The sequence below is a fragment of the Streptomyces sp. WM6386 genome (assembly GCF_000972385.1).
Lineage (GTDB): Bacteria > Actinomycetota > Actinomycetes > Streptomycetales > Streptomycetaceae > Streptomyces.
Genome location: NZ_JXTE01000057.1, coordinates 35,365 through 62,301, shown reverse-complemented (window position 1 = coordinate 62,301; position 26,937 = coordinate 35,365). Strand labels below are relative to the sequence as shown.

Annotated in this window: 24 protein-coding genes; 9 read left to right on the top strand and 15 right to left on the bottom strand. The window is 70.8% G+C overall.

Annotated features, from left to right (window positions below):
• Positions 1 to 133 precede the first annotated feature (133 nt).
• Entirely contained in the window at positions 134 to 814 is a 681-nt protein-coding gene (locus TN53_RS29490; protein WP_046261749.1) for a class I SAM-dependent methyltransferase, read from the top strand.
• A 22-nt stretch (positions 815 to 836) separates the two neighbouring features.
• On the opposite strand, the gene TN53_RS29485 is transcribed toward TN53_RS29490, so the two are convergent.
• The 4 genes from TN53_RS29485 to TN53_RS29470 form a co-directional block, all read right to left on the bottom strand.
• A complete protein-coding gene (locus tag TN53_RS29485; RefSeq protein WP_046261748.1) occupies positions 837 to 1,907 on the bottom strand; it encodes a hypothetical protein in 1,071 nt (356 codons plus the stop codon).
• A 59-nt stretch (positions 1,908 to 1,966) separates the two neighbouring features.
• Entirely contained in the window at positions 1,967 to 2,908 is a 942-nt protein-coding gene (locus tag TN53_RS29480; protein ID WP_046261747.1) for an N-acetylneuraminate synthase family protein, read from the bottom strand.
• Between the two features lie 14 nt (positions 2,909 to 2,922).
• Positions 2,923 to 4,143, bottom strand: coding sequence for an acylneuraminate cytidylyltransferase (locus TN53_RS29475; RefSeq protein ID WP_046261746.1), 1,221 nt, complete (start codon positions 4,141 to 4,143; stop codon positions 2,923 to 2,925).
• 140 nt (positions 4,144 to 4,283) lie between these two features.
• On the bottom strand, positions 4,284 to 5,645 hold the full coding sequence (locus TN53_RS29470; RefSeq protein ID WP_046261757.1) for a DUF6716 putative glycosyltransferase: 1,362 nt from the start codon (positions 5,643 to 5,645) through the stop codon (positions 4,284 to 4,286).
• A gap of 198 nt (positions 5,646 to 5,843) precedes the next feature.
• On the opposite strand from TN53_RS29470, the gene TN53_RS29465 reads away from it, so the two are divergent.
• The 4 genes from TN53_RS29465 to TN53_RS29450 all read left to right on the top strand — a co-directional run bounded on the left by TN53_RS29465 (position 5,844) and on the right by TN53_RS29450 (position 9,617).
• Positions 5,844 to 6,830, top strand: a complete 987-nt coding sequence (locus TN53_RS29465) for a glycosyltransferase family 2 protein (RefSeq protein WP_046261745.1) — start codon at positions 5,844 to 5,846, stop codon at positions 6,828 to 6,830.
• Positions 6,830 to 8,173: an alpha-2,8-polysialyltransferase family protein gene (locus TN53_RS29460; protein WP_046261744.1), complete on the top strand. Its 1,344-nt coding sequence runs from the start codon at positions 6,830 to 6,832 to the stop codon at positions 8,171 to 8,173. The genes TN53_RS29465 and TN53_RS29460 overlap by 1 nt, the downstream gene beginning before the upstream one ends.
• 138 nt (positions 8,174 to 8,311) lie before the next feature.
• Positions 8,312 to 9,289 carry a hypothetical protein gene (locus TN53_RS29455; RefSeq protein WP_046261743.1) on the top strand — a complete coding sequence of 326 codons (978 nt, stop codon included), beginning with the start codon at positions 8,312 to 8,314 and terminating at the stop codon, positions 9,287 to 9,289.
• A gap of 19 nt (positions 9,290 to 9,308) precedes the next feature.
• Positions 9,309 to 9,617 (top strand): DUF6193 family natural product biosynthesis protein, encoded by a 309-nt coding sequence (locus tag TN53_RS29450; protein ID WP_046261742.1) that lies wholly within the window; start codon positions 9,309 to 9,311, stop codon positions 9,615 to 9,617.
• A 37-nt stretch (positions 9,618 to 9,654) separates the two neighbouring features.
• Here the strand turns inward: TN53_RS29450 and TN53_RS29445 are convergent, their stop codons facing one another.
• Positions 9,655 to 11,976: a glycosyltransferase gene (locus tag TN53_RS29445; RefSeq protein WP_046261741.1), complete on the bottom strand. Its 2,322-nt coding sequence runs from the start codon at positions 11,974 to 11,976 to the stop codon at positions 9,655 to 9,657.
• Positions 11,973 to 13,436 carry a glycosyltransferase family 29 protein gene (locus TN53_RS29440; RefSeq protein WP_046261740.1) on the bottom strand — a complete coding sequence of 488 codons (1,464 nt, stop codon included), beginning with the start codon at positions 13,434 to 13,436 and terminating at the stop codon, positions 11,973 to 11,975. Before TN53_RS29440 ends, TN53_RS29445 begins: the two co-directional genes overlap by 4 nt.
• Positions 13,437 to 13,655: 219 nt before the next feature.
• Here TN53_RS29440 and TN53_RS29435 point away from each other — a divergent pair, with 219 nt between their 5' ends.
• Both TN53_RS29435 and TN53_RS29430 read left to right on the top strand, forming a co-directional pair.
• Complete coding sequence (locus TN53_RS29435; protein ID WP_095046802.1) at positions 13,656 to 14,774, top strand: acyltransferase family protein; 1,119 nt, start codon at positions 13,656 to 13,658, stop codon at positions 14,772 to 14,774.
• Positions 14,775 to 14,838: 64 nt separating this feature from the next.
• Complete coding sequence (locus TN53_RS29430) at positions 14,839 to 15,729, top strand: class I SAM-dependent methyltransferase (protein ID WP_046261739.1); 891 nt, start codon at positions 14,839 to 14,841, stop codon at positions 15,727 to 15,729.
• Here the strand turns inward: TN53_RS29430 and TN53_RS29425 are convergent.
• The gene (locus TN53_RS29425) at positions 15,720 to 16,427 is read right to left on the bottom strand and encodes a TetR/AcrR family transcriptional regulator (protein ID WP_046261738.1); all 708 of its coding nucleotides are present in this window, start codon (positions 16,425 to 16,427) and stop codon (positions 15,720 to 15,722) included. The genes TN53_RS29430 and TN53_RS29425 overlap by 10 nt on opposite strands.
• Before the next feature lie 93 nt (positions 16,428 to 16,520).
• Between TN53_RS29425 and TN53_RS29420 the strand changes: the two genes are divergently transcribed.
• On the top strand, positions 16,521 to 17,918 hold the full coding sequence (locus TN53_RS29420) for an FAD-dependent oxidoreductase (RefSeq protein WP_046261737.1): 1,398 nt from the start codon (positions 16,521 to 16,523) through the stop codon (positions 17,916 to 17,918).
• A gap of 47 nt (positions 17,919 to 17,965) precedes the next feature.
• On the opposite strand, the gene leuE is transcribed toward TN53_RS29420, so the two are convergent.
• Together leuE and TN53_RS29410 are read right to left on the bottom strand one after the other, a co-directional pair.
• Positions 17,966 to 18,613, bottom strand: a complete 648-nt coding sequence (gene leuE / locus TN53_RS29415; protein ID WP_046261736.1) for a leucine efflux protein LeuE — start codon at positions 18,611 to 18,613, stop codon at positions 17,966 to 17,968.
• Between the two features lie 18 nt (positions 18,614 to 18,631).
• Positions 18,632 to 20,212, bottom strand: coding sequence for an acyl-CoA mutase large subunit family protein (locus TN53_RS29410; protein WP_046261735.1), 1,581 nt, complete (start codon positions 20,210 to 20,212; stop codon positions 18,632 to 18,634).
• A 124-nt stretch (positions 20,213 to 20,336) separates the two neighbouring features.
• On the opposite strand from TN53_RS29410, the gene TN53_RS29405 reads away from it, so the two are divergent.
• The gene (locus TN53_RS29405; protein ID WP_095046801.1) at positions 20,337 to 21,158 is read left to right on the top strand and encodes a L,D-transpeptidase family protein; all 822 of its coding nucleotides are present in this window, start codon (positions 20,337 to 20,339) and stop codon (positions 21,156 to 21,158) included.
• Between the two features lie 190 nt (positions 21,159 to 21,348).
• On the opposite strand, the gene TN53_RS29400 is transcribed toward TN53_RS29405, so the two are convergent.
• The 6 genes from TN53_RS29400 to TN53_RS29375 form a co-directional block, all read right to left on the bottom strand.
• Positions 21,349 to 22,605, bottom strand: a complete 1,257-nt coding sequence (locus TN53_RS29400; protein ID WP_052745333.1) for a hypothetical protein — start codon at positions 22,603 to 22,605, stop codon at positions 21,349 to 21,351.
• Complete coding sequence (locus tag TN53_RS29395) at positions 22,605 to 23,267, bottom strand: RNA polymerase sigma factor (protein WP_046261733.1); 663 nt, start codon at positions 23,265 to 23,267, stop codon at positions 22,605 to 22,607. The genes TN53_RS29400 and TN53_RS29395 overlap by 1 nt, the downstream gene beginning before the upstream one ends.
• Before the next feature lie 296 nt (positions 23,268 to 23,563).
• On the bottom strand, positions 23,564 to 24,271 hold the full coding sequence (locus TN53_RS29390) for a hypothetical protein (protein ID WP_052745332.1): 708 nt from the start codon (positions 24,269 to 24,271) through the stop codon (positions 23,564 to 23,566).
• A 57-nt stretch (positions 24,272 to 24,328) separates the two neighbouring features.
• Entirely contained in the window at positions 24,329 to 24,949 is a 621-nt protein-coding gene (locus TN53_RS29385) for an RNA polymerase sigma factor (protein ID WP_046261732.1), read from the bottom strand.
• 180 nt (positions 24,950 to 25,129) lie between these two features.
• Complete coding sequence (locus TN53_RS29380) at positions 25,130 to 26,350, bottom strand: DUF4241 domain-containing protein (protein WP_052745331.1); 1,221 nt, start codon at positions 26,348 to 26,350, stop codon at positions 25,130 to 25,132.
• Entirely contained in the window at positions 26,347 to 26,781 is a 435-nt protein-coding gene (locus TN53_RS29375; RefSeq protein WP_046261731.1) for a hypothetical protein, read from the bottom strand. The genes TN53_RS29380 and TN53_RS29375 overlap by 4 nt, the downstream gene beginning before the upstream one ends.
• Between the last annotated feature and the right edge of the window lie 156 nt (positions 26,782 to 26,937).

Below are 26,937 nucleotides of genomic sequence, written 5' to 3'. Positions count from 1 at the left end.
CCTCCCCCCCCCGCCCACCGGGCCGCCGGGCCGCCGGCTCGCGGAAGCACGGCGCCGCCGAGAAGCGGGTGGCTTGTACCAACCCGTCCAACCGTCCACGCCGCTACCGATGTTCACCGTCTAGGGTGCCCCCGTGACCCCCGCGAACCCCGGCCCGCCGCCCTTCATACAGGCCACCCGAACCTCGTACGACACGATCACTGACGCCTACGACAAGCAGTTTCCCGTGGACGGCCTCGCCGCCCTCACCGTGGAGCGTGCTTTTTTCGGTGCCTACGCCGAGCTCGTGCGGGCGAGTGGCACCCCCGCCCCCGTGGCCGACCTCGGCAGTGGTCCCGGACATGTCACGGCCCATCTGCACACGCTCGGCCTGTCCGTCTTCGGTGTCGACGTCTCGCCCCGGATGGTGGAGCTGGCCCGGCGGAACCATCCCGGCCTGCGGTTTCATGTGGGTTCGATGACGTCCCTGGATCTGCCGGACGCCACGCTGGGCGGGATCACCGCCCTGTACTCGATCATCCACGTCCCGGACGAGCACCTGCCCGCGACGCTCGCCGAGTTCCGGCGGGTCCTGGTGCCCGGCGGATACGTGCTCCTCGCCTTCCAGGCCGGGTCGCAGGAGGGCGCCGAACACCTGCACCTGACCGAGCGCTTCGGACACGAGATCTCGCTCGACTACTACTGGCGCGACCCGGACGCCGTGGCCGAGCAGCTCGGCAAGGCGGGCCTGCGCCTGCACACCCGGGTGCTGCGAGAGCCGCAGGAGGGCGAGGTGCGCCCGCGCGCCTTTCTCCTGGCGCGCAAGGACGGGTAGGTCCGCCGCAGACGCCCCGCCCTCACACCGCCGCGACCACCGACGACAGCCGATGCACATCCCGGGCCGTCCCCGTCACCCCCGACAGGAAGCCCTGTGCCCGGGGTGAGGCGTTCTCCGTGAGCCAGCTCGGGTCGATGTCGCAGACCGAGACCCGCACGTCGGTGCCGACCAGGGCCAGGGGAAGGGTGTGGACGACCGTCGAGGGAAAACTCAGGATGGTGCGGCCGATCGGGCCCCGGCGGGCGATCAGTTCCAGGGGGAGGTCCGGGCGGACTATCTCCAGACCGGTCTCGACCGCCAAGCGGTGGAGTTTGTCCGTGCTCTCGCGGCGGTGGGCGAAGTAGCGGGTGGTGCCGTGGGCCTTGGCCAGGGTGCGGACCGCCTCCAGGTACCGCTCGCCGTCCACCACGCCCGTCTCCACCAGCGAGGTGCCCACCATGTCGGCGCCCTTGGTGATGCGGGGCGGGCCGAAGCGGGCGCGGGTCCAGGCGAAGGTGTTGGCCGAGACCGTCACCCCCGCCGGGGTCTCCTCCATCGGCATCGACGAGAAGATCTGCACCCGCCGGCGCTCGCTCGGGGTCAGCCGCTTGCGGGCCGAGGCCGACACCGGAGCGAAGATCAGGTCCCGGGGGCCCGGGCGGCCGCCCTTGCGGTGCCAGCGGACCAGCCTTTCCCCACGGGCGAGTTGGGCCACGAACTCCATCGTGGCCGTGCCGTCGTCGACGACGACCAGTTCGGCCGCGCGCGTGATCGTCAGCAGCAGTTGTACGTAGCGGGAGAACGGGTCGCCGAGGACGACCCGGTCCGCCTTGCGGAGCGTGCCCGCCAGGCCCCCGATGGTCTGGAACGGGGCCGCGGGGCCGCCCCGGGCCTCCTCCCAGCGGACCGCGTGACCCTCGTCGCGGGCCAGCTCGGCCATCCGGCGGAGCTGGCCGCGGGTCATGGGGTCGGTCGGGGACAGCACGACGAGGGTGAGCCCCGCGCCGGGTGCGTGGGCGTGCGCCCACTCCAGCACGTTCAGGAGCTGTACCGGGCTCTCGACGAACGCGAGAGTGGAGTTGCTGCCGGCTGATCCGGCGCGGCGGCTCATCGACGTACGACCGTCCCCTAAGTGATTCAACTCAGAACTTCAGCCTCGGAACTTCAGCCTCAGACCGAGACCGGCTCGCCCGCGGCGGCGGCGATCTCCGCCTCGGCGACGACGCCCGAGACACGGCGCAGCTTCTTCATCGGGCCGAGCTCGGAGTCGTAGACCTTCTTGACGCCGTCGCCGAGGGAGGCCTCGATGGTGCGGATGTCACGGACCAGGCGGGTCAGGCCCTGGGGCTCGACGGAGGCGGCCTGGTCGGAGCCCCACATCGCGCGGTCGAGGGTGATGTGGCGCTCGATGAAGGTGGCGCCGAGGGCGACCGCCGCGAGGGTGGTCTGCAGGCCCGTCTCGTGGCCGGAGTAGCCGATCGGGACGTTCGGGTACTCCTCCTGCAGGGTGTTGATGACGCGCAGGTTGAGCTCCTCGGCCTTCGCCGGGTACGTCGACGTGGCGTGGCAGAGCAGGATGTTGTCCGAGCCGAGGACCTCGACCGCGTGGCGGATCTGCTTCGGAGTGGACATGCCGGAGGAGAGGATGACCGTGCGGCCGGTGGCGCGCAGCTCGCGCAGGAGCTCGTCGTCCGTCAGGGAGGCCGAGGCCACCTTGTGGGCCGGCACGTCGAACTTCTCCAGGAAGGCGACGGCCTCGGTGTCCCACGGGGAGGCGAACCAGGCGATGTTCTTGCTCTTGCAGTACTCGTCGATCTGGCGGTACTCGTCCTCGCCGAACTCCACGCGGTGGCGGTAGTCGATGTAGGTCATCCGGCCCCAGGGGGTGTCGCGCTCGATGTCCCACTGGTCGCGCGGGGTGCAGATCTCGGGGGTGCGCTTCTGGAACTTCACGGCGTCGCAGCCGGCTTCGGCGGCCACGTCGATGAGCTTGAAGGCGTTCTCCAGCTCACCGTTGTGGTTGATGCCGATCTCGCCGCAGATGTAGACGGGCTGACCGGGGCCGGCGAGACGCTCGGAACCGAAGGAGCGGAGGCGGGAGTTGGTGCTCATGGCAGGCAAGTTCCTTACTTGGTGAGGGAGTCGAGAGAGGGGCCGAGGATCCAGCTGGCGATCTCTCGGATCGCGCCGTCGCCACCGGGGACGGTGGTGACCGCACGGGCGGCGCCGCGTACCACGTCGTGGGCGCTCGCGACCGCCACGGGCCAGCCCACGAGGGCGAAGCACGGGAGGTCGTTGACGTCGTTGCCGACGTAGAGCACGCGCTCGGGCGCGATGCCCTGCTCCTCGCACCACTGCTTGAGTGCGAGGTCCTTCCGGTCGATGCCGTGCAGGACCGGGAGCCTGAGCTTCCGGGCCCGGGCGGCGACGACCGGGTTCTGCTCCGTGGAGAGGATCAGCATGTTCAGGCCGCTGTTGCGCAGGGCCGCGATGCCGAGACCGTCCCCGCGGTGCACGGAGACGAACTCCTTTCCATCGGCGTCGATCAGCACCCGGTCATCGGTCTGGGTGCCGTCGAAGTCGAGGACTACGGCGTCGATGTCGTCGTAGCTGGGCAGGGCGCCGGGGCGGTCGGCGTCGAAGAGGGGCGCGAGCGCCCGGGCCCTGGCGAGGTCGTGCGGGTCGTCGATCTCCAGCACGCGCGCGGGATCGGTGCGTACGAGCTCCGTGCGGCCGAAGAAGCGGTGCTGGTGCTTGCGGAAGCCGGCCGCGTCCATCGCGTAGGCGGCGCCGGTCTCCAGGAGGTCCTGGGGGCGGTCCTGGCGGCGGGGGCGGTAGGACTTGTCGTGGTTGACGCCGTAACCGCCGGGCTCCTCGGCGGAGTCGACCTCGTCGCGCCAGATGAAGCCGTGGAAGGGGGCGACGGTGACGGCCGTGTCGGCGCCGTTCTCGACGACCTCGCCCGCCACCCCGTCGATGTCCTCGCGGACCAGGAACGGGCTGGTGCACTGCACGAACACCACCACGTCGACCGCCGCTCCGTGCAGCGCCTCATGGGTGTCCATCGCGTGCAGCACCGCGGCCTCGGAGGTCGCCGTGTCCCCCGCGATCGCGGCGGGCCGCAACACGACCTCTGCACCGGCCTCACGGGCCGCGGCGGCGATGGCCTGGTCGTCGGTGGAGACGACGACGTCGGTCACCAGGCGCGTTGCCCGGCACTCACGGACGGCCCGCGCCACGAGCGGCACACCACCGACGGAGGCAAGGTTCTTGGCGGGCACACCCTTGGAGCCACCGCGAGCGGGAATGACGGCGAGCACACGGCGCACCGCCGGGGAGTCGGACATGGATTGCACTCCTTGCGCAGAGTTCGCGGAGGTAGGGAGGGGGCCGGCGGAGCCGCCCCCTAGGGGCGCGGGGAACTGCGCGACCGGCCGAGACGGCGCCGCACCCGCCCGACGACCTGAAGGGGCACTCCCGGAGGCGCTCACAACTCCCCCATCCGCCGAATGACAGGAGCCACCCGCTGCACCCCGTGCCGATACGCACCACGCGCGGCCCGCCGCACGATCTGCCGCACAGGACCGGGCTCCCTGTCCGCCGCGGGCGCCCCCGGCAGCGGACTGCCGTCGGGACCGAGGTGATGGCGGGCGAGGATGCCGGGCAGATAACCGGGCGCGGTGGCCGGGGTGTAGTAGGGGGTCAACGGCGCCAACCCCCCGGGCCGGCCAAGGAGCTTCGCGATCCGCTCCCGCGCCGCGTCGAACGCGGTCTCGTACGAGCCGTCCGCCACAACCCCCTGCCGGGCCACCCACTCCGGGTCAGCCACCGGCCGGTGCCCGGCGTCCAGCTGGTCCCAGGAGGCGAGGCACCCGGAGCCGACGAAGTGATGGTTGCCCAACACCTCCCGCACCCCGAGGTCGGTCAGGACGACGGTCGGGATCCGCCGGTGCAGGGACTCCAGCGCGGCCGTGGAGCTGATGGTCACCAGCAGGTCGGTGCGGTCGAGGACCTCGCCCATGTTCCCGTACACCAGGCGGAAGTTGGCCGGCGGATCGAGCCGCTGGACCAGCTTCTGGTAGGGCTGTTCCTCGATGTGGGTGGTGTGTTCGCCCGGCTTGGAGCGCAGCTTCAGCAGCACCTCGCGCTCGGGGTGCAGCCGGGCGTGCCGGATCAGCCGGTTCAGCAGGTACGTACGGTCCTTGCGGCTGTCCGGGACGGAGGGCTGCACGGCGAACACCACGGTGTACGGGCGGCGTTCGGCCGGGGGTCCGGGGGTTGTCCCCCGGGACGACGCAGCGCCCTCGTAGGCGGCCCCGCCGAGGAACGGCAGCGCCACCTCCGTGACCGACGAGGCGTCGGCGCCCACCCCTTCGTACACGGCCCGGAAACGGTCCGCGTCCTGGCGGGAGTTGGCGAGGACCAGGTCGGCGCCGTGGCGCAGGAGGAGGCCGTCGGCGAGCTTCTCGTAGACGACACCGACGTAGCCGGTGACGACGACGGGACGCTTCTCGCGGCCCTCCCACACCCGCTTGAGGCCGTGCAGCACGGCCTGGACGCCGCCGCCGACGAGGGCGACGACGACCACGTCGTACTCCTCCTCGGCCATGGCGCGCAGGAACTCGACGGTCGTGACCTCCCGCAGCGAGTCGGCGTGCACGCCGACCTCCGCCAGCTGGCGCGGGGTGGGGGTGGCGCGTCCGCGCAGCAGGAATCCGCTCAGGGCGAGGGGCCCTTGCGCATCCTCGCGCGGGGCGATGCGATGAGATGTGAGGGCACCCCATTTCCAGCGGGTGTCCGAGTCCGCTAGGACCGCGATTCGCGTCGGCTTCGTTGTACTTGCTGGCACGTCCAAGACGCTAGGAAGCAATTCCCAGGAATGGCCCAACCGCGAATCAACGAAAAGTTAACAACAGCCCACCGAGAGCCGAACTGGCCCGCCGAAGACCAGGAAGTACAGGGGATGCACCGTTCCGACACATTGAGTTCACCCCCCGTACGATCACCGTCCAGTTCCCCTGCCGGGCGGCCTTCTACCGTTTCGCAGGTGCCAAAGCTTTCCGTGATCGTGCCGTTCTACAACGTGCAGCAATACGCCCCGGACACCCTCAGAACTCTGCGGCTCAACGCCCGGAGCGACTTCGAGTTCATCCTGGTCGACGACAAATCCAAGGATGAAACACCGGCCATTCTCGAACGGGCGGCCGAGTCGCTTTCGGATGTCGCGCAGGTGAGATATATCCGCCATGAGGAGAACGGAGGTCTCGCCACCGCCCGCAACACCGGACTGGACGCGGCGACGGGCGAGTACCTCACCTTCCTCGACGGCGACGACTGGCTCGCGCCGGGCTATCTCACCGAGCTGGTGGCGGCCATCGAGGACCTGGGCTGCGACTTCATCCGCACCGACCATGTCCAGGCGACCGCCCGCGCCCGGTCCGTCCACCGGGCGCCGGTGGGCCTGCGCGGGGAGGTGCTGAACCCGCGCGAGGCGATCCTGCCCGCCGACCGGACGACCTCCGTCGACTACGCGTACGCGTGGGCCGGCGCCTACCACCGCCGGCTTCTGGACAAGGGTCTGCTGCACTTCACCGACGGGCTGCGTACGGCCGAGGACCGGCCGTGGATCTGGAAGCTGCACCGCGAGGCGGAGTCGTTCGCCGTGGTGAGCCTGCTCGGCGTGTTCTACCGGCGTGGGGTGGCCTCTTCGCTCACCCAGATCGGCGACGCCCGCCAGCTGGACTTCATCCGCGCCTTCGACCAGGTCATCGAGGAGACGGCGACGGACCGGGACGCCGCCCGGCTGCTCCCGAAGGCGGTGCGCACCTACTGCGCGATCATCGCCCACCACCTCTCCGACGAGGCCAAGTGGGAGCCGGGCGTGGCCAAGCAGCTCCAGGCGATGAGCGCGGCGGCCATAAGGCGGATGCCGCAGGACGCCCTCGGCGACGTACTCGACACGATGGACCTGCGCCGCTCGTCCAAGCTGCGGCGGCTGCGGCGCCGGGTCACCACAGCGAAGGCGGCTGCCTGATGTCCCCCCACCCCCGTCGTACGACCCAGATCTTCTGCGCCTCCACGCTGTACGGGGCCGCCACCCTGGCCGCCGCGATCGACTCCGACCTCTTCGAGGAGGCGGAGCGGCGGGTGCTGCTGGTGTTCAACAACTCGGCGAACCCGGAGACCACGTTGGCGGTCGACGCCATGCCGGGCTTCGAACCGCTGCGCGACCACTTCGACGACGTGGTGTCGTGGAACGAGGCCATCCGCCCCTTCCACCCCGGCTCCTGGACACCGCGCCCCGACGACATCCCGCTCTTCGAGCGCTATCTGCGGCTGCTGTGGGACCTCGGCGACGACCGCGTCGAGCTGGTCCTGGAGTCCATCCAGGTCACCCCCGCCCTCACCGTGGCCCAGCTGTTCACCGGCGCCCCCGTGCATGTCTACGCGGACGGCCTGATGAGCTACGGCCCCACCCGCAACAAGCTCGACCCGCTGGTCGGCACGCGCGTGCGCCGGCTGCTCCACCTGGACCTGGTGCCGGGCCTCACGCCGATGCTGCTGACCGAGTTCGACGTGCCCGGGCAGACCGTGCCGACGGGCGCGTTCCTGAAGGTGCTGAGCGAACTCGGCGAGGCCGTACCGGAGTTGCCCGAGCTGCCGGAGAACTCGGCGCTGCTCCTCGGTCAGTACCTGTCCGCGCTGAACATCCTCTCCGCCAAGGAGGAGGAGGACCTGCACGTACGGATGATGCGCGGCGCGGTCGAGCGCGGGCATCGCAGCATCGTCTTCAAGCCGCACCCCACCGCGCCGGCCCGCTTCAGCCGCGCCCTGGAGACCGAGGCCGGGAAGCTGGGCGTCGACCTGACCGTCCTGGACATCCCCGTCCTCGCCGAGGTGCTGTTCGAGAAGGCCCGGCCGGCGCTGGTCGTGGGCTGCTTCTCGACGGCGCTGTTCACGGCGTCCGTCTTCTACGACCTTCCCGTCGCCCGCATCGGCACCGAGCCGCTCCTGGACCGGCTCACGCCGTACCAGAACAGCAACCGGGTCCCGGCGGTGCTGGCCGATGCGGTGCTGGCGGACCTGGAGCAGCGGGAGGGCGAGGACCCGCTGCCCGCGGACGAGCTGAACGGTCTGGTCACCGCGGTCGGGTTCACCATGCAGGACCGGATCTACCCGGGCCGGCGCGAGACAGCGGAGAAGTACCTCGCCAAGCAGCTGCGCCCGCGCACCCGGCGGTACTTCAAGAAGAAGCGCCTCACGTCCCTGGGCCTGCCCGGCGGCATCCCGGAGCGGCTGTCGTTCCTGCCGCGCAACTCCACCGCGCGTCGGGTGGTCCGGCGGGCCAAGGCGTTGCGGAAGGCCGTGAAGCGCTGAGCGAATGAGGGATGAACTCCCTGGAAAGGCCGTGGAAATACAGCCCAACCATCGAGCTACTCCGTTGATTCAATGGTGAAGCGGTGTCCGGATCCCTAGGATCACGGGCACCGCCTATCCGAATCCCGTGAGGCACTCATGACGAAGCTCGGCCGGCTCTACTCCCTCTTCGACAGCGTCACCCTGCCGGAGAATCTGCCCTACACCCAGTGCAGCGCCTGGGAGCTGCAGTTCCTGTACCTGGTGGGCCGGCACCACCTCACGGGCGGGGACCGGATCGTCGAACTGGGCTCGGGGGGCGGCGGATCGACGTACGCGCTCGCGCTCGGCCTGAGCGAGAGCCCCGTGTTCGACCAGAAGGCCGGGCGGCTGCACGCGTACGACTTCTTCCGGGTCGGCAAGGGCACGTTCGCCTCGGAGAAGTTCTTCGACTCCGGTCACAAGCCGGCGGACGACAACTCCTTCCTGGACGACTTCAGGGGGCGCCTGGAGCCCTTCCTGCCGTTCCTGGAGATCCACGCCGGTGACCTGTGGCAGACCTCGGACCCCGAGGACACCAGCCCCGTGGAGTTCCTGCACATCGACATAGCCAAGACCGCCCGGGTGTTCCGGTGTGTGTCGGAGCGGTTCCTGAGCCGGATGCGGCCCGGGACGGTCGTCCTGCACCAGGACTTCGCCGGGCCCCGGCTGCCGTGGCTGCACCACAGCACCGGCGCGCTGCTGCCGTACATCGAGATCGCCGGTCCGCCGATCCGCTCCACCCTCGCCTTCGAGGTGACGAAGCCGATCCCGGCGGACGTCCTCAAGCGGATCACCGAGGACGACTACACCGTCGACGAGAAGCTCGCCCTGATCTCCGCCGTCCAGGAGAAGATCGACCGCGACCACACCGGCGGCATCCCCTTCAAGTCCGTCCTTGAGCTGTCCAAGGCGTATGTCGCCCACTACGACGGCCAGCACCGGCGGGCCTGGTCGATCGCCGGGCCGCTGACCTCCGACGAGTATCTGAGCCGCACCCGCGCGGACCACTTCGAGCAGCTGAGGAAAACGTACGAGCAGGAGCAGCCGAGCGGTTCGAAGCTCACCCGGCTCCTGCACAAGGCCGTCGGCCGCTGAGCTGTCGCATGATGGGCCCATGGACACGGACGCGGCGATAGAGGCGGGCTGGCAGAGGGCTCGGGACGACGGGCGCGTACGGCCGGAGTTGCTGGACCTGGCCTACGCGGAACCCCGCCTGCGGCGCCGGTTCCCCTGGGTCGGGATGGGGGAGCTGCACTTCAGCCGCACCGCGGAGCAGCCATGGACCTGGGACGTCCCCTTCGTCCTGTCCGAGTACGGAGGCACCTACTTCGTCATGGGCCCGTCCCGGCAGGAGTCGTTCGGCCGGGTGACGACAGCGCGGGAGGCCATCGACCTGGTGCTGGAACACCTGCCGGACGAGTGAGGTGCGGGCCCCCTGTGCCGTGGGGGCCCGCCGTCTCTCAACTCCCCAGGATCACCCGGAGGTCGGCCGCGTTGGCCTCGGTGACCTTCCACAGCTCCTGCTGGCGGCCGTGGACGTCGGCGACCGTCTTGGCGTGGTCGGCGAGCAGGTCGCTCGCGCGCTCGACAAGACGGGCCGCGAGGTGGCGGTCGTGGACCGAGACGCCCCACTCCGGGCGCTCGATGTCCCGCAGGAAGTACGCCATCTTCGGGTGCGAGATCAGGCTGATGACGGGCGTGCCGACGCCGAACGGGATCATCCCGGCGTGGCCGCGCATGCCGATCACCAGCTTGGTGCGGGCGTACAGCTCGCGTATCTGGTCGTTGTCGAAGTCGTACATCGGGATGACCGGCAGCGAGATACCGTGCTCGCGGCGCAGATCGAAGGCGATCTTCTCGTCGTCGAGCGAGTGCGCCACACACTGCACCTCGGCGAGCTTCCCCAAGTCCCGGACGGCCTGGGCCATTTGGGCGAGGAAGTAGCCGTAGTCATGGCCGAAGCGCAGGCCCGCGCGGTCGTACGCCGCGTTGATGAGGATCGTGTTCTCGCGCTGCACGGGGTCCTGCCAGCCCGCGACCAGCTGACGCATGACCGTGGTGGGGCAGGGCTGGAAGCGCACCTTGTCGTGCAGGTGCGACGGCAGCATCGCGCGGACCTTCTCGATCGAGCCGTGGTTGCGCAGGCCGAAGAAGGCGGAGCGCTCGACCAGTTGGAGGAGCGAGTCGCGGAAGCGGTTCGCCCGGTAGGACTGGCCGTCGAAGGCGTTGAAGCCCACGGCGAAGACCGCGATCGGTACGTCGATGCGGTTCAGGAGCTCGTCCGGGACGTTCCACTGCCAGGCGCTGTTGCCGTTGGGCATGGTGTCCGGGATGAAGAGCCCTCCGCCGCCGATGACCAGGCCCCGGCGGGCGTTGACGCGCTCCAACGCGGCCTCGTCGAAGAGGCGGTGGGCGTGGACCGAGTGCCAGCGCCGCGAGGTGACGTCGGGGCCGAAGGCGAGCCGGACGGTCTCCGGGAGGAGCTTGTCGCCCGCGTTGCCCTGCCGGTCCATGTAGAAGGCGACGTGGGCGAGCTGGTCCTCGGCGCTGCCCCGCTCCTGCGAGGGGACGGCGCCCGCGCGCTGCGCCCACAGCCGGCTGGAGCGGTGGGTCGGGTCGACGGTGATACCGGCGGTGGCGTGCCGCAGGGACTCCGTGTTGTCGCCGTGCACCCACGCCATCTGGGCCAGTCGGGCGTACGCCGTGGCGGCCCGGTTGGGGGCGGCGGTGGCCAGCAGCAGCTGGGCCTTGGCCTCCTCGTAGCGGGAGACGCTCATCAGGGCGTGGCCGAGGACCTCGTGCGGCCAGGCCTCGTCGAGCGGGATCCGGACGCTGCTCAGGACGTCGACGGCGTCCTGGTAGTCGCCGTTCGCGATGTGCGCGGCGGCGACCTTGCGAGCCACTTCGACGTCACCGGTGCGCCGGACGTGCGGGGTGCCGAAGTGGACGACCAGGTCGTGGTGGAGGCCGCCGCTCGATGCGAGGTAGGCGCTCTGGAAGTCGGCGTCCGACAGCTCGAACTCGCGCCAGCGGTCCTCCGCCTGGCTGTACCCGGCCTCGCCGCCCTGCCAGGGCTTGTGGCGGCCGGTGAAGTGCAGGATCGCGGTGTCCTCGGGGACCGGCAGGTCTCCGGACAGGCGCCGCTTGACGAAGTTGTAGCGCGGGTCGATGCGCACGAAGTCGCCGTCGAGGACGGCGTTGAGGATGCCCTGGTCGTGCTTGTCGAGCTCGTAGTCGCCGGTGCGGCCGCAGCGGTCGACCTTCGCGCAGAACTCGTCGCTCAGATACTCGCGCTGGATGACGAGAAGCCCGGAGTTGAGCTTGTGCTGTCCGTAGAAGAACTGTGGGACGGCCGCCAACCCCTCGCGCAGCCGCAGGAGTTCACCCAGGTCACCCAGTACCACCATGTCGGTGTCGAGGGTGATGATCGTGTCGTACTCGCGGATCCTGAACACGTCGAGGATGAAGTACGCCTTGCGGACCAGGTAGTTGTCCTGGTCGCCCTTCTTGTACGAGTCGTAGTGCGTGTCGCCCACGCGCTTGAACACGATCCGCGGGTGCAGGGCGCGGATCCGCGCGATCGAGCCGGGGCGCAGATCGTCGTAGAGGACGACGAAGTCCTCGCACACGCCGGGGTTGGAGAGCGCGAGGCTGCGCAGGAGCGTCAGGAACCCGGGCAGGTAGTTCTCGTCGACGTAGGACGCGAAGGCGATGCGGCGCTTGCCGGTGAGGGCGTGGGCGTCGGTGGCGGGGGCCTGTGTCGCAGGCAGGGCAGTGGTCATCGCAGGGAGATCCTCATGTCGGTCACGCTCTGGGCCCGCTGCATGACCCATGCCTTCTCGCTCGTGTACTCGTGCACGGACGTGATCGCGAGCTTCATCGCCTCCTGGACGCGGTAGGCGCCGCTCTCGTAGAAGTCGAAGCCGATCAGGTCCAGGGTCGGGCTGACGTCCAGGAAGTCCAGCAGGTACAGCATGTTGAAGCCGGTGGTCGGGATGCCGGACCAGACGTCGGCGGAGAGCTTGCCGATGTTGCGCACGGGCCAGCGCAGCGACTCGTCGCCGAGGAAGGTCTGGGCGCCGGGGACGAGCCGGTTGCGCAGCGAGTACTTCCAGTCGCCGGAGATGCCGCCGAACACGAGCCGGGTGTCGACCTGTTGGTCCCAGTTGAAGCCGTGCTTGTGGATGGTGGCGTGGATGTCGGTGCGGCTGCCGGTGTGCTTCGGGTCGATCCGGTACGAGTTGAAGCGGACGACGAGGTCGTACGCGTCGATCTCGGCGCCCATCGAACTGGCGCCGACGCGCCCGGAGTTGGCGATCAGGCAGATCGACTTGCCGGCGATCCGGTTGCGGAACTCGCCGAGGCTGATCCACTGCACTCCGCCGACGGTGGGGTCGGCGACGGGGCCGCGCATCCGGTTGCGGCGCTGCTCGGCGTAGAGGGCGAGGGCCTCGGTGAGGGAGGCGAGGTCCGTCGACTCGGTGGTGCGCAAGTCCAGGTACTGGCTGAGGAGTTCCTGCCGGTCGGCGACCGGGGCGTCCTCGGCGGCCAGCGTCAGGAGCGCTCCCACGAGACGCGGCTCGGCCTCGGTCCAGTCCCCTACCGCGTGGGCGGCCAGGCCCTCGGCCCAGACGTCGGTGGCGGCACGGCGGGTGAACTCCGCGGCGCGCGGGGACTGCCGCTTCAGCAGCGCCAGCAGCTCCCGTTCCTTGTCGGCCGCGACGCGCAGCCCGGCGATCTTGGCGCGGACGCCGAACCCGTCGTCGTCGGTGAGGGCGAGGTACTTCTCGTACGCCTCGACGGCCTCGGTCTCCTCGCCGAGGGCCTCCAGGAGGCGGGCGCGCAGCCGCCAGCCGGCGCGGGAGTTCTTGCGGTGGACGAGGACGGTGTCACTGATGACGAGGGCGAGGTCGAGCTCGTCGTCGTAGCCGCACTCGAGCGCCTTGTTGGCGACGGCGAGCAGCGCGTCGAGGAGCTCGCCCGGGATGGCGGAGGCCGGGGTGGCGGCGCCCTTGACGGCCCGCTTGAGCAGCGCGGTGGCGCCGCCGGCCGGGGCGGGCACGGGGGCGGACGTGGCCGTCGTGCCCCACACCACGAGCAGCTTGCGCAGCTGCTCCGCGAGTTCGACGCGGCGCCGGTCGATGCTGCCGACGACCTTTCCGCTGTGCACCGCGCAGGCGCGCAGGCAGTCGTCCAGCTCCCCTCCACGCGCACGTGCACGTCTCTTCTGGACCGTCGTCATGGCACTCCTGTTTGTCTTCTTACCAAAGCTCAGGCGAGTTCTTGGGCTTTACCGCTTGCGTGGGGGGATTCTGAGGGAATTTAGGAAGCCAAAACGACATCCAGGTGAACTCACCGGGACGGTGCGGCCAATCGTTGGATCGCCGTCCAAGACATCCCTGTGATTCGGACTAATGTGCCTGTGTGAACCCGTAGGAACAGCTGTATCGAGGGGATATCCGTGACCACGACGACGGTCCGCCAGGTGATCGAGACGCCCCGGCGGCCGGACCGGACGGCTCCCCGTGAGACCCGTCTGCGGGCCCTGGACGGACTGCGCCTGGTGGCCGCGCTGATGGTGGCGGCCTACCACTACGGCGGCCGGGGCGGTGAGGTCACGACGGCCTGGGGAAGTTCCCCGAAAGACCAGTTCCCGACGCTGAGCGGGTATTTCGCATACGGCTGTCTCGGCGTTCAGGTCTTTTTCGTGATCAGCGGATTCGTGATCTGCATGAGCGGCTGGGGCAGACCGCTGAAGTCGTTCTTCGCGTCCCGCGCGTCCCGGCTGCTGCCCGCGTACTGGGTGGCGGTCGTGCTCGTCACGGCGGTGTTCGCGCTGCCGATGGTCGCCTTCAAGGCGGTGGCGCCGAGCGACGCCCTGGTCAACATGACGATGCTCCAGCAGCCGTTGGGCGTCGACCGGGTGCTGGGCGTGTGCTGGACGCTGTGGGCGGAGGTCCGCTTCTACGCCCTGTTCGCCCTGTGCGTGGTCCTGCCCGGAGCCTCCCGGCGCCGGGTGATCATGTTCTGCGCGGGCTGGACGCTGGCCGCGGCGATCGCGCAGGCCTCCAGGGAGCCGCTGCTCGACATCGTGCTGATGCCCGAGTACGCCTCCTTCTTCATCGGCGGTGTCGGTCTCTACCTCGTCCACCGCGACCGGCGGGACGTCTACGCGTGGGGCATCGTCGCCGTCAGCTTCCTGATCGGCCAGCACTACGCGGTCCGCAGCCTGTGGAACGCGGCCGACCCGAACGCCTTCGCACACCGCACCACCCTCGGCATCGTCCTCGTCGTCGCGTTCGGCTTCCTCGCCGTCACCGCGATCGCGCTGGGCTGGCTGAACTGGGCGAACTGGCGCTGGCTGACGGTGGCCGGGGCGCTGACGTACCCCTTCTACCTGGTCCACGAGCACCTCGGCTGGGTGGTGATCCACGGGCTGCACATCGGGCTCGGGCTGCCGTCGGCGGAGACGTTCGCGCTGACGGTCACCTCGATGCTGCTGCTGGCCTGGCTGATGAACCGGTACGTCGAGAAGCCCCTGACCCCGAAGCTGCGTTCGGCCTTGGCCAAGGCTCGCTGAGGTTGTTCACCGGACGTTCAGCGGGGGGAAAGTTGGGGCGGGCTCCAGCGAGCAGACATGCTCCATGGCCAACGCACAGCAGACGACGTACACATACCCCGGTGAACTAGGCGACGTACCGGGCTGGTTCCCTCCACTCGACCAGGTCCTGTTCACCTGGTTCCTCGAACGGCAGCGGACGCGAGGCCTCACCGGTGACCTCCTGGAGCTCGGCGCCTACATGGGCAAGAGCGCGATCCTGCTCGGCCGGCACCTGGAGGAGGGCGAGCGGTTCACGGTCTGCGACCTCTTCGGCGGCGACGCCCCGGACGGGGCGAACAAGGCCGAGACAGCGAAGTCGTACGCCTCCCTCACCCGGCAGGCCTTCGAGCGGAACTACCTCTCCTTCCACGACACCCTCCCGAAGGTGATCGAGGCGCCGAGCTCGGTGATCTCCTCCGAGGTCGCTGTGAGGAGCTGCCGTTTCGTCCACATCGACGCCTCGCACCTGTACGAGCATGTCCGCGACGACATCGGTGCGGCCCGGGAGATCCTGCTGCCGGAGGGCGTGGTGGTCCTCGACGACTTCCGCTCCGAGCACACGCCGGGGGTGTCGGTCGCGGCGTGGGAGGCGGTGCTCAATCGCGGGCTGCGGCCGATCTGTCTCAGTACGCAGAAGCTGTACGGGACGTGGGGTGATCCCTCGTCGGTGCAGGAGGAGTTGCTGGAGATGCTGCGGGGGCGGGCGGACTGTGGGCTGAGTGTGCAGCATGCGGCGGGGCATCGGTTGGTCCGGGCTCGGGCGAAGGGGATGAAGGCGCCGGAGTTTCCCAGGTCGCGGCACTATGTGGCTCCGCCGGTGGAGCCCGTCCCCAGGCCGGCGCCTCGTCGCTCGCCGGCCCGGCGTATCACGGTGGATCTGCTGCCGCCGATCGTCACGCGGGCCGTGCGGAGGATTCGGGCTCGTCAGGTCTGAGTTCGACTGCGGCCGAGTGGGGGCTGGTCGCGCAGTTCCCCGCGCCCCTGAAGAGGCGCGTACCGCGCCTCGATTCCCGCGATCACCAGGCCCAGCCCCTCCTCGAAGTGGCGTTCGTAGTCCGCGAAGATCTCCGCGCCCGCCGCGGCCGACAGTGGGAAGTCGGCCATCAGGCGGGCGCGTTCGTCGATGTCGTAGCCTTCACGGCGTTCGCCGGGGAGGGGCTCGACGCCCTGTTCCTCGATGACGAAGCCGAGGGTGTAGAGGTACGTCGTCGAGGAGGCCCTGACCGCCTGGGCGAGGGTGAAGCCCGCGGACGTGAACAGGCGCAGGTTGTCCTCCATCGCCTCCACATGCACGAGGCTCGTGAAGCGTGAGCCGCTGAAGACCCTCGCTCCGTCGCGGTAACCGAGCAGGGCGGCACGCAGCCCGCGGTTGGACTTCAGCAGCCGCTCCTGCCAGGTGTCGCCGGCGTCGAGTGCGGCCCCGGCGACCATGCGCCGGTACATCTGCGTCGCCATCTCGTCGAGCAGCGCCTGCTTGTCCTTGAAGTGCCAGTACAGGGCGGGCGCCTTGACGTCGAGTTCCTTGGCGATGGCGCGCAGGGTGAGCCCGTCCAGACCCACCTCGTTCAGGAGCTTCAGGGCGGTGTCCGCGACCCGGGTGCGGTCGAGGGGCGCGCGTCGTTCCTTAGTCACGCTTGACAGCTTGACAGCTTAACGACGTTAAGGGCACTCTCGTGGCCAACGGCACTTAACAGCGTTAAGGAGAATGGTCGTATGCGTACCAATATGCACACCGACGTACTGATCGTGGGCGCGGGCCCGACCGGCCTCGCCCTCGGTATCGACCTGGCCCGGCGCGGGGTGGACGCGCTGGTGGTGGAGAAGGCCGAGGAGCTCTTCCCCGGCTCGCGGGGCAAGGGCATCCAGCCGCGCACCATGGAGGTCTTCGACGACCTCGGCGTCCTGGACGCGATCCACGCCGCCGGCGGCAGCTACCCGGTCGGGATGGTCTGGCAGGACGGCAAGCGGGTCGGCGAGCACCAGATGTTCGACCCGGCCGAGGCGACGGAGGACTCCCCGTACAACGCGCCGTGGATGGTGCCGCAGTGGCGGACCCAGCAGATCCTGGCGGCGCGGCTGACGGAGCTCGGCGGCGAGGTCGCCTTCGGACGCGAGCTGACCGGTCTCACCCAGGACGAGGAAGGAGTGACGGCCCGCTTCACGGACGGCAAGAACATCCGCGCCCGGTATCTGGTGGCGGCGGACGGCGGCCGTTCGGCGGTCCGGCGGGCGCTCGGCATCGGGATGACGGGCGAGACGGTGGACCCGCAGCCGATGCTGGTGGCGGACGTACGCCTGACCGGCCTGGGCCGCGACTACTGGCACGTCTTCCCGCCGAGCGGGGAGGGCGACGGATTCCTGGCGATCTGCCCGCTCGCGGGCACGGAGGACTTCCAGGTGGCGGCCCAGTTCCCGGCGGACACCGCGGTGGACGTGTCACCGGACGGCGTCCGCAAGGTGGTCGCCGCCCGCTCCCACCTCGACCCCTCGGATGTCACGGAGGTCCGCTGGACCTCGGACTTCCGCCCCCGCATGGCCCTCGCGGACCGCTTCCGCTCGGGCCGGGTCTTCCTCGCCGGCGACGCGGCCCACGTCCACTCCCCGGCGGGCGGGCAGGGCCTCAACACCAGCGTCCAGGACGCCTACAACCTGGGCTGGAAGCTGGGCGCGGTACTGCGGGGCGACGCCTCGGCGACGCTGCTGGACACCTACGAGGAGGAGCGGCGCCCCATCGCCGCGGACATGCTCGGCCTGTCGGCGAGCGTCCACCGCGGGGAGACCCGACGCGGTGACGCGACCCGTCAGCTGGGGCTGGGATACCGGGACTCGTCCCTCACCCAGGAGACGAGGGCGACAGCGACCGGGGTACGCGCGGGCGACCGCGCGCCGGACGGACTGCTGGGCGGCACACGGCTCTTCGACGCGTTCCGGGGGCCGCACTGGACGCTGGTGGCGGTGGGCAGCGAGGCGCCGGAGGTGCCGGGGGCGATCAAGGTCGTACAGGGAGATGCGCAGGCCTCGTACGGAACGGGCCTGTTCCTGGTACGCCCGGACGGCTACGTGGGCTGGGCAGGCGAGACGCCGAGGGGATTGCAGGAGTACGTGACGGCAACGGGCCTATAGGGGCGCGGGGAACTGCGCGACCAGCCTCCACCGGCCCGCAGCCGGCATCACGCACTGGCCAGAGACAACTTCACCGCAAACCCAAGAAACAACGCCCCCGCCGCCGACGTCACCCCCGCAGACAACCGCCTCCGGCGACGGAACGCGTCCGCCAGCCTCGTCCCGCTGAATATCAGCGCAGTGAGATACAGGAAGCTCGCGAACTGCGCGAGCACACCGAGCACGACGAAGGACAGGGCCGGGTACGCGTACCCGGGGTCGACGAACTGCACGAAGAAGGCGACGAAGAACAGGATCGCCTTGGGGTTGAAGAGGCTGACGACCAGCGCACGGCGGAAAGGCCGTTCATGGGCGGCACCCGCTTCCGGGACGACCGCGGCCGTCTCCCCCCGCGCCCGCCACATCGCCCACGCGGCCCGCAGCATGCCGACCGCCAGCCAGCTCAGATATCCGGCGCCCGCGTACTTCACGATCCCGAACAGCACGGCGTTGGCCTGGAGCAGCGAGGCGACCCCCGCGGCCGACAGCGTCATCAGCACGGCGTCCCCGCACCACACCCCGGCCGCCGCCGTGTACCCCGCCCGCACCCCGCGCCGGGCGGCGACGGAGAGCACGTACAGGGAGTTGGGCCCGGGGAGGAGCACGATCAGGACCAGGCCTGCGAGATAGGTGGGGAGGTCGATGACGCCGAACATGAAATCGAGTGTCGCACGCTAGAACGCATCCACTGGAACGTATGTCCCCCAGACCTCCCGCAGGGCGTTGCACACCTCGCCGACCGTGGCCCGGGCCCGCAGCGCCTCCTTCATCGGGTACAGGACGTTGTCCTCGCCCTCGGCGGCCTTCTTCAGGGCCGCCAGGGCCGAGTCCACCGCCCGCTGGTCGCGCTCGGCGCGCAGCCCGGCCAGCCGTTCGGCCTGCTGGGCCTCGATGGCCGGGTCGACGCGCAGAGGCTCGTACGGCTCCTCCTCGTCGAGCCGGAAGCGGTTGACGCCCACGACGACCCGCTCGCCCGCGTCCGTCTCCTGCGCGATGCGGTAGGCGTTGCGCTCGATCTCGTTCTTCTGGAAGCCGTGCTCGATGGCCGCCTCCGCGCCGCCGAGGTCCTCGACCCTGCGCATGAGGTCGAGGGCGGCCCTCTCCACGTCGTCCGTCATCCTCTCGACCACGTACGACCCCGCGAACGGGTCGACCGTCGCCGTCACATCCGTCTCGTACGCCAGCACCTGCTGCGTACGCAGGGCCAGCCTCGCCGACTTGTCCGTCGGCAGCGCGATCGCCTCGTCGAAGGAGTTCGTGTGCAGGGACTGCGTGCCGCCCAGTACCGCCGCGAGGCCCTGGACGGCTACCCGGACCAGGTTCACCTCCGGCTGCTGGGCCGTCAGCTGGACCCCGGCCGTCTGGGTGTGGAAGCGCAGCATGAGGGACTTGGGGTCCTGCGCGCCGAACTCGTCCCGCATCACGCGCGCCCAGATACGCCTGGCCGCACGGAACTTGGCGACCTCCTCCAGGATCGTCGTGCGGGCCACGAAGAAGAAGGAGAGCCGTGGGGCGAAGTCGTCGACGTCCATTCCGGCCGCCACCGCCGTGCGGACGTACTCGATGCCGTCGGCCAGCGTGAAGGCGATCTCCTGCGCGGGCGAGGCCCCCGCCTCCGCCATGTGGTAGCCGGAGATCGAGATGGTGTTCCACTTCGGGATCTCGGTCCGGCAGTACTTGAAGATGTCGGCGATGAGCCGGAGCGACGGCTTCGGCGGGAAGATGTACGTCCCCCGCGCGATGTACTCCTTCAGCACGTCGTTCTGGATCGTGCCCGTCAGCTGCCGCGCCGGTACGCCCTGTTCCTCCGCCACCAGCTGGTACATCAGCAGCAACAGGGCCGCGGGCGCGTTGATCGTCATCGACGTCGAGACCTGGTCCAGCGGGATCCCCTCGAACAGCACCCGCATGTCGTCGACCGAGTCGATCGCCACGCCCACCTTGCCGACCTCGCCGTGGGCGATCGGGGCGTCCGAGTCGTGGCCCATCTGGGTCGGCAGGTCGAAGGCGACCGACAGGCCCGTCGTGCCGTGGGCGATCAGCTGCCGGTAGCGGGCGTTGGACTCCGTCGCCGTACCGAAGCCGGCGTACTGGCGCATGGTCCAGGGGCGGCCCGTGTACATCGACGGGTAGACGCCACGGGTGAAGGGGTACGCGCCCGGCTCGCCCAGCTGCTCCGCGGGGTCCCAGCCGTCCAGGGCCCCGGGACCGTAGACCGGTTCGATGGGCAGTCCGGACTCCGACTCGCGCGTCATGGTGTGCCGCCTCCCGCTGAGGAATCACTCGCCGGTTCCTCACAACAATGCCGCGCCGTTCGCAACCAGTCATCCGCGGGAAGCCATCTCTGGTGACACCAGTGGTGAGAAGGCGGGGGCGGACATGCGTACAGAGGGCATGAGGAGAGTGATCGCCGCGTTGGTGGCGGCGGTGGCCGTGGGCGGCTGCACCGTGCAGGCGTCGGAAGGCGACGGGAAGAGCCCGGTGCGGGTCGAGCTGCCCAAGAGCTCCCCCTCGTCCTCGGCCGGCGCGGCGGACGACAAGCCCAGTGCCGAGCCGACGAAGACCCCGCCGAAGGTGCTCCTGTCCCCCGGCGACACCGGCCGTGACGTCCGTGAACTCCAGGCCCGGCTGCGTCAGGTGGCCTGGATCTTCGAGGGGCCGACGGGGACGTACGACGGGACGACCGAGGAGGCCGTCAAGGGGTTCCAGGGCAAGCGTGGGCTGCCGAAGACCGGCGAGACCGACGCCGTCACCTGGCAGCGGCTGCTGAAGATGACCCATGAGCCCGGCAAGTGGGAGCTGTATCTGATGGGCGGGCAGCCGGCCGACAAGCCGGACGCGCGCTGTCTGACGGGCCGGGTGCTGTGCATCAGCAAGTCGAGTCGCACATTGCGCTGGATGGTGGACGGCCGGACCGTCACCACGGTGCCGGTGCGGTTCGGCTCGGAGTACACCCCGACCAGGGAAGGCGTGTTCAGCGTCTACTGGAAGTCGCGCCACCATGTCTCGACGCTCTACGACTCACCGATGCCGTACGCGATGTTCTTCAGCGGCGGTCAGGCGGTGCACTACTCGTCCGACTTCGCGGCCCGGGGTTACGCGGGCGCCTCGCACGGCTGCGTCAACGTGCGGGACGAGGCGGCGATCGCGAAGCTGTTCGACGAGGTGCGCGACGGCGACAAGGTCGTCGTGCACTGGTGACCTGTGGGGCGCGGGCGGGACCGGGGGAACGTGTCCCGCCCGCGCCGAGGTGCACGAGCCGTGAGTACGGGGGGAACCCCGGCTCTGTGCGACGGCCGATGACCAGTCGGCTCACTCATCTCAGCGCCACCGCGGCCGAAAATGTCACACCCGTCGCGAAAAAAGTTCAACGCCCTGGGGGACGTGCAGGTCACAGGGCGGAGTACGACGGGTTGGGCGACGGTTCGGGAACGGCGGCGGCACGTTTCGGTTGAATCGCGGTGTCGTCCGACGGGGACGGCGAGGGGGTGGAGAGGCCCCCGTTCTGGTGGTGGTCGTTGCCGCGGCCGTGGCCGTTGCCGTTCCCGCCGGGGGCTCCGTGGTGGCTTTCGTCGTCACCGCCCGGACCGTCCTGGTCCTTGTCCGAGTCCTTGCGGTCGTCTTCCCGACCGGCCTGACCGTCGGAGGTCTTCAGTACGTCCTTGCAGTACTTCCACACGCGCGTGGAGCCGCCCGCCAGCCCTTCCAGGGCGCGTCTGCGGTCGGTGGACAGCCGCTTGCCGTCACGGATGTCGCGGCAGGCCGACGGGGCCCCGTCCCACCAGGAACCGAAGCCGCCCGTCCGGCCGTGCCCGTCGGGGTCGGCGCTCGGAGCGCCGCCCGCGTCGGTACGCGGGGTGCCTTGATCGGGGGAGGCGCCGACGGATCCTTCGGGCCTCGGCTCATCCTCCGCGGCACCGTCCGGCGACGGCGACACCAGCGGACGGTCCGGCGTCACGGCGGCCGACACCGAGGCACCCGGCCGCGGCTCGTCCTCCCCGAACGGCCTCGGCAGCACTCCGGTCGCAGCCGCGGCAACCACCCCACCGACCATCCCGAACGCCACCACCGCAGCCACCCCGAACCGCACGGTCCGCCGGCGCCGGGTACGCGGGGCGCGATGACCGGCGACACCGATACGGATGAGCCCGGCGTCGGTGGAGGGGCTGCCCGACAGGGCGTCACCCGGCGCAGCGCCGGACAAGGCGCGCCCGAAGTCCGCCGCCGGCGAGGCGTGGCCGACAGGGTCAGTCGGCTGCGTGTGGCCGGAGGCAGTGGTCGGGGAGGCGGGCGCTGAGGGGGCGGCCGACGACGTGTGTCCTGAGTCTGCGGGCGACGGGGCGTGAGCTGAGGCGGCGCCCGGCGAGGGGGTGTCTGCGGTGGGCGTGGCCCCGGGGGCCGGGTGGGTGTGCCCGGCGGTAGCCGGGCCGCGGTTCGCGTGTGCCTTGCGGAAGGCGGCCAGGGCAGCGGCCTCGCCGGGGAGTTCGGCGCTGCTCATCGGGGGTTCCACGGAGAGCGCGCCGAGGGTCTTGGCGAGACGCTCGGCATCGTCGCGGTCGGCGGCGTCGACAGCGTTGTCCAGTGACTCGCCGCGCAGCAAACGCTCCGCCGTTTCGCGGTCCAGCCACCCGTACTGCTTGTCGGCCATCACATGTCCTTCTGCGTCCGCGGACGCGTATGCGTCACACTCGCGGACGTCACCGTACGAGGGTGCGGTTCTCGCTGGGGCGGCAGCGCGTCGAGCACACCGTCCGCTTCCGGATCGGCGCCGAGCAGTTCGGCCAGCTTCTTCAGACCCCGATGCGCGGCGGTCCGTACCGCCCCCGGCCGCTTGCCCAGCGTCTCGGCGGCGGTCTTGGCGTCGAGGCCCACCACCACCCGCAGCACGACGGCCTCGGCCTGGTCCTGCGGAAGACGGGCGATGAGGGAGAGGGTGCTGTCGGTGGCCAGGGCCTCGATGGCCTCGCCCGCGGTGTCGGACGCGCCGGCCTTCCCCGTGAGCTCGCTCTCGTCGCCGCCGATGGCGGGGCGGCGGCCGCGCATACGTATGTGGTCCAGGGCGCGGTTACGGGCGATACGGGCGGCCCAGCCGCGAAAGCGGTCCGCGTCCCCGCTGAACCGCTCGAGGTCCCGGGCGATCTGCAGCCACGCCTCGGAGGCGACGTCCTCGGCATCCGGATCACCGACCAGCGTCCGGACGTATCCGAGCAGCCGCGGGTGCACGGCGCGGTACACAGTCCGGAACGCGGTCTCGTCCCCGTCCTGCGCCGCAAGCACCGCGGCGGTCAGCTCCGCGTCATCCCCCAGCACGCATGGTTCCTCAGTCGATGGTCGCGGCCCCGAGGCCGCCTGCGATTGCGGTGATCTCTCGCTTCCGCGCTCGGCGCGAAAGGCACGTTACGACCTGAAACCGCTGCTCGTCCATGTCCGTACAAGATGCAACTACCGCGGGACGGGGCGGGTACTCCCCCTGTGTGACAGAAAACGCATCCATGGCGCTGTAGGAAGTACGGGTCGCCGCGCGGCCCGTGCCGCGCGACGGCCGGGGCCTCTCCTGTGGGGGGTGGCGGCCCCGGCCGTTGCATTGGCTGCGGGGTCCTGCCGGGCTACTGCTTCTTCTTGCCGGCCCTGTCCTCGGCGTTCTTCTCGCTCTTCTCGCTCTTACCGGGCTCGTCCGCCTTCTTGCCCTGCGCCAGTTGGTCCGCGCAGTACTGCGGGACGTTCCCCTCACCACCCGCCGCTTCCACGAGCCGCTGCCAGGCCGTGGAGTTCAGTGCGTTGCCGCGGCCCCGCACCTTCTCGTAGGCGCGGCAGTGGGCCTCGGTGTCCTGGGCGGTGACCGGGCGGTCGGGCTGCGCGGAAGGGCTTTCGGTGGCGGGGGCGGTGGTGCTCGGCTGCCGCGCGGGGGCGGACGTCGGCGGCCGGGGCGGGTCCTTCTTCTCGGCCTCGGGCGACGAGCCGCCCGTGCCGATCGTGGCGAACGCGACGCCGCCGAGGGTGAGGCTCGCCAGGAACACGGAGAGCGTGGTCCGCAGCGAACGGGACAGCCGGCGCTGCTCCCGGGGCCGCCAGTCGTCCCGGCGGCGGGTGCGGGACCGGTGCGCCCCGGCGTCGCGGGCGGCCCGGAACGCGGCGACGGCCTGCCGCTCGCCCTCGTCACCGGCGCGGTTCGCGCGTGGGCCGGCGTCCTCGCGCATGGCGGCGGCGAGCAGCGTCTCCAGGCCGTCGGACCCGTCGGCGTTCGGGGAACCGGTACCGCCGGGGTGCCCATGCCGACGGCCGGGGACCTCGCCGCCGCTCCGCCCTTCACCCATGCCCGTTCCCGTCCCTGTCCCTGTTCCTGTCCGGCCTGCCGCCGCCGTCGTCGTCCTTCACTGCTTCGACTCCCCCAGCGTCCGGGGATCGTCATCCGTCACACTCTCGACGCCCAGCTGCTGAGCCAGACGCTTCAGCCCCCGGTAGGCGGCGGTACGCACCGCACCCGGCCGCTTGCCGAGGACGCGGGCGGCGGCGGGGCCGTCGAGGCCGACGACCACCCGCAGCAGCACGGCCTCCGCCTGATCGCGGGGCAGGCCCCGGACCAGCTCCAGGGCGTGGTCCGTGGAGATGGACTCCAGCGCCTGGTCGTGGGTGCTGTGCGGGCCCGGCAGATCCAGTACGTCCTGCTCCAGCGCCGCCGACCGGGGCCGCACCCGCAGCCGGCGCAGATGGTCCAGCGCCCGGTGCCGGCCGATGGTGGCGGTCCAGCCGCGGAAGCCGGCCCCGTCGCCCTTGAACCGGCCGAGGTCGCGGGCGATCTCCAGCCAGGCGTCGGAGGCCACATCCTCGGCGTCGTCGCCGACGATCCCGCGGAGGTAGCCGAGCAGGCCGGGCTGCACGAGCCGGTACGCGACCGCGAAGGCGGCCTCGTCGCCTTCCTGGGCCCGCGCGACGGCCGCGCCAAGCTCCCCGTCGTACGCCTGCACGCGGCGGGGTTCCCCTCCTCGACCCAAGAACTGTCCTCGTCCGTACTTGTTCGTGGCGGTCCGGCACCGTTCTGCATGACCGCCCCTGCGGGTGTTCCCCCACGGTCAACAGCGCCGGACGCCCCAGATGTGTCACTGCGCCCCGCGTGTCGCGGGGAGGCCGTGGACGCGGCGGGCTTCCCCGGATCCACCGCGTCCACGGCCTGGTCAGGTGACGGCCTCCGCCGTGCTCGGCTCCGCCCGGTGCAGGACCAGCATGTCCGCCACGAAGCACGTGACCTCGCCCTCCCGGTCCCGGCCCACCCACACCGGGTAGGAGCCGTCGCCCCGGCCGCTCGGGTAGGCGACGAGATTGGTGCCGTTCGCCGGGTCGTCGACGACCGCGACACCGTGGACGTCCTCCACCTGCGTACCGGCGACGAGATCGTCCCAGTACCGGCGCCCGAGGTCGGGTGCGGCGGTGGCGTCGGTGAAGGCGGCCGTACCGGCGTCGACCCCGAAGCCGTAGAACTCGCCCTCGCCCAGCAGCCGTTCGTCCTGCCCGTCGAGCAGCGCGGCCTCCCAGCGCACGGCCGGCCGGTCGCAGACCAGGACGCGCGCGGCGACGTACTCCTCGAACGTCGCGGCGGCGCGGGCGATCTGCACCGGGTAACTCCCGGGCGCCACCGTCACGGTGAACCCGGCGCCCTCGTCGCACGCCCCGTACGTGGGGTCCTTCGCCACCAGCCGCCCGCTGGGCAGCAGCAGCGTCCCCGCCTCGATCGGCTCGCGCACGGTGTAGTCGCCGTCGGGTGACGAGAACCGGGTGCCCGCGACGAACAGTTCGGCCAGCGGCCCGGGCCGCATCCCCTCGGGCGCCCGCCAGTTGGGCTCGACGCTCTCGCCCTTCGGTACGTCCGTGGTCTCCCGCAGCTCGACGCGGTCCGCGCCCTCGATGCCCAGCGGCGCGAACAGCCGCTCCCAGCACCCGAACCGGGGCACCTCGAACCACCGCTGCTCGTCCGGCACCTGGGCGACCGTGTGCCGCGAGCCACCCTTGTCGCCCTGCGGCTCGACGACCTCGGAGCCCCGCCCGTCCGGCCACAGCGACACCGTGACCCGCCCCGCGTCCGGCGCGAACTCGGGCGCCAGGTCGTCCGGGTAGACCCACGCACGCCGGCGCCGCAGAAAGAGCCGGTCCGCGTCCAGCTGCCGCAGGTCGACCTCCAGGAAGCGCCGCCCCCGGTCGTCGTACACCGCTGTACCGAGGTAGTTCCGCGCCCGTGCCACCTGCGCCACGACGGCCTCGGCGCTGCCGGTCTGCCGCAGTACGACGGCGTACGGCTGCCCCGCCGCATCCCGCGCGGCCGCCTCCTCGGGACCGATCGGCCCGAGGACGGACCCGGCGTCCCAGCCCATGCCGTAAGCGACGTCGATGGTCCGCCTCACACCGCGCTCCTTCGCCGGACCCGCCCGTGCAGGGTCAGATAGAAGGTCTGCAGGGACTCCTCGGGGCCGCCCGCCTCGAAGCGGTTGAGGACCTTGCCCAGGGGGTTCCAGACCCGGCCGTCGGGCATCCGGACGCCGACCGGCTGACCGAAGTACCCCCGCTGCGCCTCGTCCAGATCGACCCACACCGCGCCCGCCCGGCGCACCAGCACCTCACCGACGTAGGCACCCAGCGCGAGCAGCGGCCCGCTCGCCCGCTCCCGGTCGGCACCCCCCTTGCGCAACCCGTCGACCAGGAAGTCGACGACCCGCAGACTGGCCACGGAGTAGTCCAGCGGCAGCCGGTTGCGCGCGGTGACCCGGGCGACGAACTCCGCCGCCCGCGCCCGCATCCCGCTCGCGCACGGCACCCGTTCGGCCTGCCTCTCCATGGGCCCCACCCCTTCGTTCGGCTTGCACTCCCCGCTGTCCCAGCGGATGCCGCTTCAGGAACATCACGGGCCACGGACGTGGCCCTTCCCACACAGATGCGTCACAGACTCCGTGCAACCTTTTGTTTTCTCGTACGTCGTCGGTCACGCAACGCG